This window comes from Arthrobacter sp. TJ-265, assembly GCF_058269135.1.
Genome location: NZ_JBZCND010000001.1, coordinates 420231 through 433165, shown reverse-complemented (window position 1 = coordinate 433165; position 12935 = coordinate 420231). Strand labels below are relative to the sequence as shown.

At 73.3% G+C, this 12935-nt stretch carries 9 protein-coding genes; 5 read left to right on the top strand and 4 right to left on the bottom strand.

All coding sequences use genetic code 11. The features are described from left to right. The first annotated feature begins 29 nt into the window (after positions 1-29). Both coaA and AC4D2E_RS02090 read left to right on the top strand, forming a co-directional pair. Positions 30-1007 (top strand): type I pantothenate kinase, encoded by a 978-nt coding sequence (gene coaA / locus AC4D2E_RS02095; protein WP_258069766.1) that lies wholly within the window; start codon positions 30-32, stop codon positions 1005-1007. Positions 1008-1009: 2 nt separating this feature from the next. Next, complete coding sequence (locus tag AC4D2E_RS02090) at positions 1010-1879, top strand: M15 family metallopeptidase (RefSeq protein WP_490951516.1); 870 nt, start codon at positions 1010-1012, stop codon at positions 1877-1879. 15 nt (positions 1880-1894) lie between these two features. Here AC4D2E_RS02090 and AC4D2E_RS02085 read toward each other — a convergent pair whose 3' ends face one another. Then, the gene (locus tag AC4D2E_RS02085; RefSeq protein ID WP_490951515.1) at positions 1895-2644 is read right to left on the bottom strand and encodes an SDR family NAD(P)-dependent oxidoreductase; all 750 of its coding nucleotides are present in this window, start codon (positions 2642-2644) and stop codon (positions 1895-1897) included. A 175-nt stretch (positions 2645-2819) separates the two neighbouring features. On the opposite strand from AC4D2E_RS02085, the gene AC4D2E_RS02080 reads away from it, so the two are divergent. From AC4D2E_RS02080 to AC4D2E_RS02070, 3 genes are read left to right on the top strand one after another with little or no spacing between them, the layout of a single operon-like run. Further along, positions 2820-4232 carry an MFS transporter gene (locus AC4D2E_RS02080; RefSeq protein WP_490951514.1) on the top strand — a complete coding sequence of 471 codons (1413 nt, stop codon included), beginning with the start codon at positions 2820-2822 and terminating at the stop codon, positions 4230-4232. A gap of 3 nt (positions 4233-4235) precedes the next feature. Next, positions 4236-6398 (top strand): molybdopterin oxidoreductase family protein, encoded by a 2163-nt coding sequence (locus AC4D2E_RS02075; protein WP_490951513.1) that lies wholly within the window; start codon positions 4236-4238, stop codon positions 6396-6398. Next, the gene (locus AC4D2E_RS02070; RefSeq protein ID WP_490951512.1) at positions 6395-7951 is read left to right on the top strand and encodes an FAD-dependent oxidoreductase; all 1557 of its coding nucleotides are present in this window, start codon (positions 6395-6397) and stop codon (positions 7949-7951) included. Before AC4D2E_RS02075 ends, AC4D2E_RS02070 begins: the two co-directional genes overlap by 4 nt. Before the next feature lie 63 nt (positions 7952-8014). On the opposite strand, the gene AC4D2E_RS02065 is transcribed toward AC4D2E_RS02070, so the two are convergent. The 3 genes from AC4D2E_RS02065 to nirB are packed head-to-tail and all read right to left on the bottom strand — an operon-like array spanning position 8015 to position 12861. After that, the gene (locus AC4D2E_RS02065; protein ID WP_490951511.1) at positions 8015-9136 is read right to left on the bottom strand and encodes a uroporphyrinogen-III synthase; all 1122 of its coding nucleotides are present in this window, start codon (positions 9134-9136) and stop codon (positions 8015-8017) included. Further along, positions 9136-10176 carry a uroporphyrinogen-III C-methyltransferase gene (gene cobA / locus AC4D2E_RS02060; protein WP_490951510.1) on the bottom strand — a complete coding sequence of 347 codons (1041 nt, stop codon included), beginning with the start codon at positions 10174-10176 and terminating at the stop codon, positions 9136-9138. Before cobA ends, AC4D2E_RS02065 begins: the two co-directional genes overlap by 1 nt. A 3-nt stretch (positions 10177-10179) precedes the next feature. After that, a complete protein-coding gene (gene nirB, locus AC4D2E_RS02055; protein WP_490951509.1) occupies positions 10180-12861 on the bottom strand; it encodes a nitrite reductase large subunit NirB in 2682 nt (893 codons plus the stop codon). Positions 12862-12935: the final 74 nt, after the last annotated feature.

Here is a 12935-nt window from a genome sequence, read left to right as displayed (position 1 = left end):
ATGCGCAGGCCACCGGGCAGAATCGTCGGGTGAATGACAGAGGCACGGGGACGCAGCAGGCCATCAATGCCGAATCCTTCACCCCCTTCGTCGAACTCGACCGCCAGATGTGGTCCCGCCTGTCCCACGAGATCAGGAGCCCCCTGAACGTCGAGGACGTCCAGCGCCTGCGCGGCCTGGGTGACGCCCTGAACCTCGACGAGGTGCGCGAGGTCTACCTCCCCCTCTCCCGCCTGCTGAACCTCTACACGGCGGCGGCCGGCCAGCTCCACGCGGCCACCAACACGTTCCTCGGCGAGCGCACCACGCGCACGCCCTTCGTGATCGGCGTCGCCGGGTCCGTGGCGGTGGGCAAGTCGACGACGGCGAGGGTGCTCCGCGAGCTCCTGCGGCGCTGGCCGGACACCCCCGACGTGGCCCTGATCACCACGGACGGCTTCCTGTACCCGAACGCGGAGCTGGAGCGTCGGGGCCTCATGCAGCGCAAGGGCTTCCCGGAGTCCTACGACCGCCGGCGGCTCCTGCGCTTCGTCAGCGAGGTCAAGAGCGGTGCCGCCGAGGTCCGCGCCCCCTCGTACTCGCATCTGACCTACGACATCGTGCCGGGCCGCGAGGTGGTGGTCCGCCGGCCGGACGTCCTCATCGTCGAGGGCCTCAACGTCCTGGCCCCGGCGCGTCCGCGGCCGGACGGCATCACGGGACTCGCGCTGAGCGACTTCTTCGACTTCTCCATCTACGTCGACGCGAAGACCGCCCACATCAAGGAGTGGTACGTCCACCGCTTCCAGTCGCTGCGCTCCAGTGCGTTCGCCAAGCCCGAGTCCTACTTCCACCGGTACGCCGACCTCAGCGACGAGGAAGCCCGCCGGACGGCGACCAGCATCTGGGAGCGCATCAACGAGCCCAATCTCGTGGCGAACGTCCTGCCCACGCGCGGGCGGGCGCAGCTGGTGCTCACCAAGGACGCCGACCACTCGGTGCGCCGCATGCTCCTCCGGAAGACCTGACCGTGCGCGTCCTGCCGTCGGTCGCGTTCGTCGTCCTCGCAGTGACGCTCTCGGCGTGTTCCGGGCCGGATCCTGCCCCCGCTACGCCTTCCGGCACCGCGTCGGGTACCACGGCTGCGGGGAGCACCGCTCCCCCGGCTCCGGCGTCGGACCCGGCCGGGCCCACCCGGACGACGACGGACCTGCCGGCCCCGCCCCAGCGTGAACCCCGTCCCGCCGGGAGCGGTCCGGCGTCGGCACCCCCTCCGGCGTCGTCGGCACCCCCTGCCCCCGCCGCGAGCGCGCACACCGACCCCGTGGCCATCGACGTCGTCGTCAACAAGCGCAGGCCCCTGACCCCGCTGGACTACGCGCCCGCCGACCTGCGCCGGCCCGACGTCGCCACGCCCACCGGGTTCGACCTCCTGCGCCCCGATGCCGCCGAGGCCGTGGAGGAGATGTTCGCGGCGGCCGCGGCGGACGGCGTGGGCCTGGCCATGGTCAGCGGGTACCGCTCCTTCGCGGACCAGGAATCGACCTACGCGTACTGGGTGGGCCAGTACGGTGGTCCGGCCGGTGCGGACACCGTGTCGGCCCGCCCCGGCTACTCGGAGCACCAGACGGGCCTCGCCTTCGACCTCGCCCAGGCCGACGGCGCCTGCACCCTGGTGCGCTGCTTCCGGGACACGCCCGCCGGGCAGTGGGCGGCGGCCAACGCGGCCGACTTCGGGTTCATCCTCCGCTACCCGCTCGGGTTCCACGAGATCACCGGCTTCTCGGCGGAATCCTGGCACTTCCGGTACGTGGGCCGGGACGTCTCGCTGGCCATGGAGGCGGCCGGGACGCAGACCCTGGAGGAGCACTTCGGCCTGCCCGCGGCGCCCTCGTACTGAGCGCGGCGCGTCCCCTCACCGGCCGTCCGGGCGGCCGACCGGCAGGGACACGCCGGTCTCCCCGGCCAGTGCCTCGAGCAGGCGGTCCTGGAACGCGATGTCCCGCACGGCGTCGTGGGGCTGCCGCCGCCGGCGGTGGAACCAGTACCCGCCGGTGATGAGTGCCTCGGAATCCTCTCCCGTGGCGAGCCACACCTGGGTCCGGTGGCCGAGGTCGAGATCATCGGGTGCATCGGGCCCGCCCATCCTCGTGGGGACCCATCCCGGATCCACCGCGTTGCTCAGGACGTCCGGACGCAGGCGTGCCAGCGCGGCGGAGAAGGCGGTGAGGAAGAGCTTGCTGTCCCCGTAGTGGCCGGGCGTACGGCCCCGCCAGTCGACGCCGTCGAGGGACGGGCGCCCGCTGTAGTGCGACCCGCTGCTGAGGTACACGTGGCGCCGCGGACCCTCGAGCAGTGCGGTCAGGAGGTACGGGGCGATCACGTTGACGGGCATGACGGCGGTGCCGCTCCAGACTCCCGCGTTGTGGATGACGGCGTCGGGGGTCCCCCCGCCCGCGTTCAGCTCGGTGGCGATCCGCAGGACCGCCTGCCGGTCCTCGAGATCCCCCACCACGAGCCCCGCTCCCTGAGCGGTGAGGGGCGCGAGAGCGCCGGCACGGCTCCCGGTGCGGGCGTGCACGACGACGTCGTGACCCTCCTGCAGGAGGGCCTCCGCCGCTGCCAGCCCGAGGCCGTCCGTGGATCCGGTGACCAGCACCCTCATGATCGTCCCCCTTCGCGGGATCGGGTGTCCGCGCAGCGTGCACCCAGGACCTCACCGTACCGATCCGGCGCGGATAGGTGAACGTCACGGAGCGTTTACGCAGCACGCAGGGGACGGAAACGCGCGCTCACTAGCGTCGGGGGGAAGCAGCCACACCAGCCCCTGGAGGACGTCCGTGAGCATCGACGAAGCAGCATCTCCCGCACGTGCGACGGCGACTCCCGCGCCTGTCGCGAGCGCACCCCCGCTGGTCCACCGCCCCGGCCGGTGGATCGACAACTGGGACGCCGAGGACACCACCCAGTGGAACAGCGGCGGCAGGTCCATCGCGCGGCGCAACCTGCAGTGGTCGATCGCCTGCGAGTTCCTCGGGTTCGTGGTCTGGCAGCTGTGGTCGATCGTCGTCGTGTACCTGCCGGCGGCGGGCTTCACCTTCTCCACCTCGCAGATCTTCTGGCTGATCTCCATGCCGTCCCTCGTCGGGGCGACGCTGCGCATCCCCTACACCTTCATGGTGCCGAGGCTGGGTGGCAGGAACTGGACCATCATCTCCGCGCTGCTCCTGCTGATCCCGACCATCGGACTCGGACTGTGCGTCTCGAACCCCGAGACCCCGTTCGGGGTGATGCTCGCCGTGGCGGCGCTGGCCGGCTTCGGCGGCGGCAACTTCGCGAGCTCGATGGCGAACATCACGTTCTTCTACCCCGCCCGGGAGAAGGGGTGGGCGCTGGGCCTGAACGCGGCGGGCGGCAACCTCGGCGCCGCCGTCGCCCAGCTGGTGGTGCCCATCGTCGTCGCCCTCGGCGCCGCCGCGACCCTGGACCTGCCCCTCGCCGGCTGGATCTGGGTGCCCCTGATCCTCGCCGCCGCCTTCGGTGCCTGGAAGTTCATGGACAACCTCTCCAGTGCCCGGAGTGATCTCGCCGGGTCCCTGGCGGCCGTCCGTGAGCCGCACCTGTGGATCATGGCGCTGCTCTACATCGGGACGTTCGGCTCGTTCATCGGATTCGCCGGAGTCTTCCCGAAGCTGATCGTCGATTCCTTCCCCGCCTTCTCCACGATCGCCATGGGACCGGCGACGCTGTCCCTCGCGTTCCTCGGTCCCCTGGTGGGGTCCCTCGCCCGGCCCTTCGGCGGCCGGCTGGCCGACCGGTTCGGCGGAGCAGTGATCACCGTGTGCGCCTTCGCGGTCATGGCCGCGATCGCCCTGGCCGTCGTCTGGACGCTCCCCCTGGCCGACTTCTGGCTCTTCCTCGGGCTCTTCCTCGTCCTCTTCGCGGCAGCCGGTGCCGGCAATGGGGCGACCTACCGCATGATCCCCGTCATCTTCGCCCGGCGCGGCGCCGCAGCAGGGTCCGAACTCCGGGAATCGGTGAGCACCGCCCGCAAGTCCGCCGCCGCCCTCGGGCTGATCTCGGCGGTCGGCGCCTACGGCGGCTTCCTCATCCCGCAGGTGCTCAACGCCTCGAAGGGCGCCTCGGGCAGCTACGACGGCGCGTTCTACGGCTTCGTCGGAGGGTACGTCCTCATGCTCGCCGTCACCTGGTTCTTCTACCTCCGCCGGTCCTCGACCCTCAGCAAGGTCTGACCGATGCAGCAGGCAGCGACCGGACAGCACACACACTGCCCCTACTGCGCCCTCCAGTGCGCCATGACGGTCACCGCGTCCGGTACGCACGACGGCGGTGCCCGCGTCGACGGCCGCGACTCCCCCACCAACCGGGGCGGGCTGTGCCGCAAGGGCTGGTCCGCCGCGGAGCTGCTCCGGCATCCCGACCGCCTCACCGCGCCGCTGCTCCGCGACGCCGACGGCGTCCTCCGGGAAGCCGCGTGGGACACCGTCCTGGACCTCATCAGCGACCGCGTCCTGAGTATCCAGGCCGGGCACGGCCGGGACGCCGTCGCGGTGTTCGGTGGCGGCGGGCTCACCAACGAGAAGGCCTACACGCTCGGCAAGTTCGCCCGCCTCGCGCTGCGCACGTCCCGCATCGACTACAACGGCCGGTTCTGCATGTCCTCGGCGGCCGCCGCGGGCAACCGGGCCTTCGGCCTCGACCGCGGCCTCCCCTTCCCCCTCGAGGACCTCGGCGGAGCGTCCGTGGTCCTGCTCCTCGGCTCGAACGCCGCCGACACCATGCCCCCCTTCGTCCAGCATCTGGGAGGAGCCCAGGCCGCGAGCGGCCTGGTCGTCGTCGACCCCCGGCGGTCGGCGACCGCCCGGCTGACCGACCAGGGCAAGGGGATCCACCTGCAGCCCACCCCCGGCACGGACCTCGTCCTGCTCCTGGGCCTGGCCCACGTCGTGGTGGCGGAGGGCCTGACGGACAACCGCTTCCTGGAGGCGCGGACCAGCGGGTACGACGGCGTCGCCCGTGGCCTCGCGCAGTGGTGGCCGGAACGCGTACAGGGCATCACGGGTGTCCCTGCGGCGTCGCTGCGCGCCGTGGCGCGGCTCCTCGCCGCGGGGGCCCGGCGCGGCTCGGACGGCAGCCAGGGCACCTACATCCTGACCGGCCGGGGCATCGAGCAGCACGCCGACGGCACCGACACGACGACGGCCGCGATCAACCTCGCGCTGCTCCTCGGACTCCCGGGCACGGCCCACAGCGGCTACGGGACGCTCACGGGCCAGGGCAACGGGCAGGGCGGTCGGGAGCACGGGCAGAAGGCCGACCAGCTCCCGGGCTACCGGAAGATCACGGACCCGGTGGCGCGGGCCCACGTCGCCGCCGTCTGGGGCGTTCCGGAGGAGCTGATCCCCGGGCCGGGCCTGCCCGCCGTCGAGCTCCTCGCCTCGCTCGGGAGGCCGGGCGGCACGCGCTGCCTCTTCGTGCACGGCGCGAACGTCGCCGTCTCCGCGCCCGACGCCGCCACGGTCATCGAGGGCCTGCGCTCCCTCGACCTCCTCGTGGTGTCCGACTTCTTCCTGTCGGAGACCGCGGCGCTCGCGGACGTCGTCCTGCCGGTCCTGCAGTGGGCCGAGGAGGACGGCACGGTGACGAACCTGGAGGGCAGGATCCTGCGGCGGCGCCGGGCCGTCGAACCGCCCCCCGGTGCCCGGAGCGAGCTGTGGGTCATGCAGGAGCTCGCGCGTCGACTGGACGCGCCCTCCCGGTTCAGCGAGGACCCGTCCACCATGTTCGACGAGCTCGCCCGCGCCAGCGCCGGCGGCATCGCGGACTACTCGGGACTCGACTACGGCGTGCTCGACAGCGGCGCCCCCGCGTACTGGCCGTACCCGGCGGGCAGCACCGGGACACCGCGGCTGTTCGTCGACGCCTTCGCGCACGCCGACGGCCGTGCCGTGCTGGTCCCCGTCGTCCCGCGGACCGCTGCGGCGGCGGCGCGCCGGCCGGGCCCCCTGCTCCTGGCCACGGGCCGGCTCCTCGAGCACTACCAATCCGGCACCCAGACCCGGCGCGTCCCGGCGCTGCTCGCGGCACAACCGGTCCCACGGTTGCAGCTCCACCCCTCCACCGCGCAGGACCTCGGCATCGCGCAGGGCGAGCGCGTGGTCGTGACCAGCCCCCACGGCGAGGCCCGGGCGCTGGCGGATCTCACCCCCGACATCCGGCAGGACACGGTCTTCCTGGCCTTCCACTTCGCGGACGCCGGGTCCGCCAACCTCCTGACGGGCGGCAGCACCGACCCGGTGTCGGGCATGCCGGAGTTCAAGACGACGCCCGTCCGCGTGGCACGTCTGGTCCCGCTGGACGACGGCGTCCGCACGGACGGACTGGAGGTCGTCGCGTGAGACCGCCGGAATCCTCCGTCCCGTGCCGCGTCGTCGTCGTCGGTTTCGGACCCGTCGCGGCGCGGCTCGTCGAACACCTCGAACCCCTCGTCGCCGCGGGGCTGGTCTCCCTGACCGTGATCGGGCAGGAGGCCGACGCCGCCTACAACCGCGTGCTCGTCGCCGATGTCGCCGTCGGCCGTACCCCTGAAGCCGCCATCCGGCTCGCCGACGCCGACACGCTCCGGTCCTCGGGCATCGACGTGCGCCTCGGCGCCTGCGTGGCGCGCATCGACCGGCCGTTCCGCCGCGTGCTGCTGACCGGTGGCGAGGCCGTCGACTACGACCGGCTGGTCCTCGCGACCGGTTCCCGCCCCGTCCGCCCGCGGCTGACGGGGCTGGAGGGGCCCGAGACCTCGCCGCTCCCACCGGGGGTCAGCTTCCTCCGCGACCTCCGCGACGCCCGGGCGGTGGCCGCCGCGCTCGCCGCGCAGCAGCGGATCGTCGTACTGGGCGGCGGCATCCTCGGGATCGAGGCCGCCCTCGCCGCGGCCGAGGAGGGTGGGCGCATCACCCTCCTCCACCACGGCCGCTCCCCCATGGAACGGCTCCTCGGGGACGGCGCGCGGGTGCTGGCGACCGCGCTGCGGCACGCCGGCATCAACGTGGTGGCCGGGACGTCCACGGGGATCGAGCTGGAGGACGGGCGATTCGCGGGCGTCGGTCTGGAGGGCGGGACCCGCATCGACGGCGGCGCGCTCGTGCTCGCATGCGGCGTGCGTCCGCGCACGGAGCTCGCCGAGGGCAGCGACCTGGCGGTCGCGGACGGCATCCTCGTGGACCATTCGCTGCGAGCGGTCGGCACGGAGGACATCTGGGCCATCGGCGACTGCGCGGAGGTGTGCTGCCTCCGCCTCTCCTGTGAGGCGTGCGCGGGCGTCACCGCCCCCCAGGGCCTCATCGGCCCGGGTTGGCAGCAGGCGGACGACCTCGGGGAAGCCTTCGCCGCGGAGTTGTCCGGGGACGCCCGCGGGCCGAGCGACGGATCTGGTGGAGGGCCCGACGCCGGGGCTGCCGGACGCCGTGACGCCGTCGTCGTGCTGAAGGCCCGCGGCGTCGACGCCGTGGTCGCGGGTGAGACGGACGCGGATCCGTGGACGGTGGAGCCGGGCCTCGCGGTGGCGGAGTGGGCGGACCCGGGGCACGGACGCTACGCGAGGATGGTCACGCGCGACGGCGTCCTCACCGGCCTCGTATGCGTGGGGATGCCGCGCACGGGCGCCGAACTGGTCCTGCTGTTCGAGCGCGGCAGCGAACTCCCGGCGGATCGCTCCAGCCTGCTGCGGCTCGACAGCGCGGAGGGACTGCTGGCCGCCTCACCTCCCGGCCCGGCCGCCACGCTGTGCCGGTGCGCGGGGGTCACCCGCGGCTCCGTGCAGGAGTCCGTGGCCGCCGGCTGCGCCTCCGTGCAGGACGTCTCGACCGCCACACGGGCCGGGACGGGGTGCGGCGGATGCCACGACGACATCCGGACCGTCATCGAGCGGCACTTCGCCGCAGCGGTCGCGTCGTGACGGTCGCCTCGTGACGCGGCGCCGGTCAGGGTCGGAGGTGGGTCCGGTCGGAGGTGGGTCCGGTCAGAGGTGCAGCCGGTACCCGCGCTTGACGACCGTCTCGATCAGGGTCGGGTCCGGCAGGGACTTCCGCAGGCGGTTGACGCTCATGTCGAGCGCGTGCGCCGCACCGGCGGGGGTGAGGAGGTTGGTCAGGGCCTCCCGGCTGAGGACCGCGCCGCGGGCCGACAGCAGGGCCTTGAAAAGCGCCAGCTGGGCGGGGGCGAGATCCACCTCGACGCCGTCCACCCGCACGGCCCGGCCGCGCACCTCGACGTGGCCGGAGCGCGTGGAGAGCTGCTCCACGTGGTGCTCGGCCAGCTGGTCGCAGACCAGTCGGATCAGCGCACCCATGCGGAACCGCCCGGGGACGATGGGCGTGATCCCGGCGTCGAGCAGGGGCTGCGCCGTCACCGGCCCGACGGCCGCCGCGAGGACGCCGTGCCGGAACCGGTGCACGAGGTCCTCCTGCAGGCCCTGCTCGGCCGCGGTGCTGAACAGGGCGTCGACCGCCGGTGCGCTCGTGAACGTGACGCAGTCGAGCTGCCCGGCGCACACGGCCTCGATGAGCCGCGGCAGGCGTTCCGAGCCCTCCGGCTTGATCCACCGGTAGGGCGTGACGGTGAGCAGCGTGGCGCCCGCGGCCCGGAGCCGTTCGAGCTGGTGCTCGTCGGCGTAGGCGTGCAGCTGGACGCCGATCGTGAGGCCCGCGAGGTCCTCCTGGAGCAGCTGGTCCACGAGGGTCGCCGTCGTCTCGTCGGAGCTGATGCCGACGTCGTCCAGCCCGGCCGCGCGCACTGCTCCCCTGGCCTTCGGGCCCCGGACGTGGATCCGGCCGTTCCCGAGCACGTCGAGCAGGTCGTCGCCCAGCCCCGCGGCATCGGCGGCTTCGAACCAGCGGCGCATCCCGTACGCGGTCGTGATGACGAAGAGGTCCGGGCGGGCGGACACCACCGCGGCGGTGTCCGCGAGGAGCGCCACATCCTCCGCGATCGGTGCGATCTTCAGTGCCGGTGCGTGGAACACCGAGGCGCCCCGCCGCTCGAGGGCGTCGATCAGATCACTGGACCGGCGGTCCGAGGTCACACCGATGCGGAATCCGGCCAGCTGGCCGCCGGAGCCTGTGGAACGGATGGCTTCGGTCATCACGCCAGCGACTCCGTCAGACGCGCGAGGTGCGCGGCGCTGCCCTGCAGCTGGAGCCCCACCCTCACCACCTCGCCGATGACCAGGACCGCGGGCGACTGGCAACGTGCGGCACCCGCGGCGGTGACGATCGTCGACAGCGTCCCCGACGTCGTCCGCTGTGATGCGCTGTACCCGCGCTCGACGACGGCGACCGGCATGTCGGGACGCATCCCCGCCCTGCCGAGACCCGCGACCAGCTGGGGCAGCGTCGAGACGCCCATGAGGACCACGATGGTCCCGCCGAGGCCGGCGAGGTGGAGGTGTTCGTCGTCGGTCAGCGGTGCGTGTCCGGAGACCACGGTGAAGAGGTGGCTGACGCCGCGATGCGTGACGGGGATGCCCGCGGCCGCCGGGACGGCGATCGACGAGCTGATGCCCGGCAGCACGGTGCAGGGCACCCGCGCCTCGAGGCACGCGGCGAGCTCTTCGCTCCCGCGTCCGAACACGAAGGGGTCGCCGCCCTTCAGCCGCACCGCGTGCCGTCCGGCGAGGGCGTGCTGCACCAGGAGGGCGTTGATGCCGGCCTGCGGTACGCGGTGGTGGCCGGGCAGCTTCCCGACGTCGACGAGCTCCGCCGAGGGCGCCAGCTCGGCCAGGGACTCCGTGGGCCCCAGCCGGTCGTAGAGGACGACGTCGGCGTCCCGGAGCGCGGCGGCCGCGTCGAGGGTCAGGAGTCCCCGGGCGCCGGGTCCGCCGCCGACCAGGCTCACGTGCCCGTTGTCCGAGGCGGCCGGTGCCCGGGTCAGGAGCACGCCGGCGTCCCTGCACCGCTGCCGCAGGACGCCGTCCTGCACGGGCGCCTGCGGTAGTGCCGCGGCAGCGCCGTCCACCCGCACCACCAGGGTGGCGCCGTCGAGCTCATCGACGGCGGACGCGACCGTGTCGAACCGATCGACGTCGGCTCCGGCGGCGCGGTACCGGGTGACGATCCGCCGCGCCTCCCGCGCGTGTCCGACCACCACCACGCGGCGTCCGGTCAGGTCGATATCCAGGTGCACGGCTCAGCCCTCCAGGTTCTCTGCTGCGGCCGGTCCCGTCGGGACGCGGACGGGGATCACTGCGCCCAGACCCACCCGGGCGGCTCCGGCGTCGATCTCCGCCTGCGTGGCGGGGCGGCGCTGGCCGCGCTCCTCGACGAGGACGATCGACTGGTCGGCGGCGTCGGGTGCGTTGACGAAGGACCTGAAGCGGCGGAGCCTGTCCGGGTCCTTCAAGGTGGCGGCCCATTCGTCCTCGTAGTGCTCGACGTGCCGGGCCATCGCGGCCTCGAGGTCCGCGGCGATGCCGAGGGAGTCCCCGATGACGACGTCGCGCACGTGGTCGAGGCCACCGTCGAGCTCGTCCATCCACCGCGCGGTGCGCTGCATTCGGTCGGCGGTGCGGATGTAGTACATGAGGTAGCGGTCGATGTACCGGATGAGGGTCTCGCCGTCGAGGTCCTGGGCGAGGAGCTGCGCATGCGCGGGCTGGAAGCCGCCGTTCCCCCCGACGTAGAGGTTCCAGCCCTGGTCGGTGGCGATCACACCGACGTCCTTGCCCCTAGCCTCCGCGCACTCGCGGGCGCACCCCGACACGCCCATCTTGAACTTGTGCGGGGCCCGCAGCCCGCGGTACCGCAGCTCCAGCTCGATGGCCATCGCCACGGAGTCCTGCACGCCGAACCGGCACCAGGTGGACCCCACACAGGACTTCACGTTCCGCAGCGCCTTGCCGTAGGCCTGCCCGGATTCGAACCCGGCCTCGACCAGGATCTTCCAGATCTCCGGCAGCTGCTCCAGCCTGGCCCCGAAGAGGTCGATCCGCAGCGCGCCGGTGAGCTTCACGTACAGGCCGAACTGCTCGGCGACCTGCGCGATGACCGCGAGCTTCTGCGGCGTGATCTCCCCGCCGGGGATGCGGGGCACCACGGAGTAGGTGCCGTTGCGCTGCATGTTCGCGAGTGCGCGGTCGTTAGTGTCCTGCAGGACCCCGCGTCCGCCGTCGAGCACGTACTCCCCGCGCTGCGTGGCGAGGATGGAGCCGATGGCCGGCTTGCAGATGTCGCAGCCGTGGCCGGCCCTCGCCTCCTCGGAGGCACCGAACCGCCGGATGATCTCCTGGAAGGACGCGAGATCGAGGGCCTGGATGGCTTCGAAGAGTTCGGGCCGTGACATCGCGAAGTGCTCGCAGATGCCCTTCGTGACGGCCCGGCCCGCCTTCGTGAGCTCGGTGTCGAGCAGCTTCTTCAGCATGGGGACGCAGGAGCCGCACTGGGTGCCGGCGCGCGAGCACGCCTTGAGGGCCGGGAGGTCGAGCGCGGGCTCCGCGGCGGACCCGTCAGGGCCGAGTCCGTGGACCGCGGACCGGCAGTCCCCGGCCGTCACGTTGTTGCAGGAGCAGAGGATGACGTCGTCGGGCAGGTCCGACGACGGGGCGTCGCCTCCCCCGGCCGAGGAGAGGTAGGCGCCGGGCTCGGCGGACAGCTCGCGTCCCAGCAGCGGTCGCAGCGCGGAATAGGGTGCGGTGTCGCCCACGAAGATCCCGCCGAGGAGCGTCCTGGCGTCGTCGGTGACCACGAGCTTCTGGTAGAGCCCCCGGGCGGGGTCGGCGTAGACGATCTCGAGGCTGCCGTCCGTCTCCGCGAGCGCGTCGCCGAAGCTCGCGACCTCGACGCCCGAGAGCTTGAGCTTGGTGGCGGTGTCGAAGCCGGGGAAGCTGGCGTGGCCTCCGAGGATGCCGTCGGCACAGACCTCCGCCATCGCGTTCGCGGGAGCCACCAGCCCCATGCTGACGCCCTCGTAGTTCGCCACCTCCCCGATCGCCCAGACGCCGGGCCTCCCGGTCCCGCAGGCCGCGCTGATCACCACGCCGCCGCGGGGTGCCACGTCGAGTCCCGCGTCACGGGCGAGCTCGTCGCGCGGCCGGATGCCGACGGCGAACACCACGAGGTCGGCCGGGAGGACGGCGCCGTCGCTCAGGGTCACGCCCGTGACGCTGCCGCCGTCGTCCGTCCCGATGGCGACGGGCGCCCCTCCGCAGTGGATGCCCAGCCCCTTCGCGCTGATGAGCCGGCCGAGCGCCTGGCCGCCGCCCTGGTCGAGCTGCGCGTTCATCAGCCAGCCGGCGCGGTTGACCACCGTGGACGAGGCACCGAGCTGCTGGAGTCCGCCGGCTGCTTCGAGGCCGAGCAGCCCGCCCCCGATGACGACGGCGCGGGGAGCCCGGCCGAGGGCGGCCGCCAGCCGCGCCGTCTCGGTGCGCAGCCACTGCACGTCGTCGAGGGTGCGGTAGACCGCGGCGTGCTCCGACCCCGGCAGGGGCAGGCGCACGGCATCCGAGCCGGTGGCCAGCACGACGTCGTCGTACGCGTATCTCTCGCCGGAGGCGCCCTCGACGCGCCGCGCCGCGAGGTCCAGGCGGACCGCCCGCTCCCCCGTCACGAGCCGGATCGCGGGCTCCCGCCACATGAGCGGCTCCCCGAGTCCGAGGTCCACGTCGCCGGTCAGCGCGCTGCTCAGGGCCACGCGGTCGTAGGGTGCGTGGGCCTCCTCGGTCAGGACCGTGATGTGCAGCCCGTCCGTGCCGCGCCGCCACAGTGCCTCGACCAGCCGGTGGGCGGCGGGCCCACCGCCGACGACGACGACGCGCCGCTCCCGCGGCACGGCGGCCGCCTCGGCGGGCCGGGATGATCGGGTCTCGCTCATGTGGTGCCTTCCGTCCGGACCGGGGCGCTCCCGCTGCTCCCTCCACGGTACGAACAGGCAATTTCCCGGATGTG

Coding starts and splice junctions, on each gene's coding strand:
- nirB (WP_490951509.1), bottom strand. CDS start 12,861: ATGAGCGAGACCCGATCATCCCGGCCCGCCGAGGCGGCCGCCGTGCCG.
- AC4D2E_RS02065 (WP_490951511.1), bottom strand. CDS start 9,136: ATGACCGAAGCCATCCGTTCCACAGGCTCCGGCGGCCAGCTGGCCGGA.
- AC4D2E_RS02075 (WP_490951513.1), top strand. CDS start 4,236: ATGCAGCAGGCAGCGACCGGACAGCACACACACTGCCCCTACTGCGCC.
- AC4D2E_RS02085 (WP_490951515.1), bottom strand. CDS start 2,644: ATGAGGGTGCTGGTCACCGGATCCACGGACGGCCTCGGGCTGGCAGCG.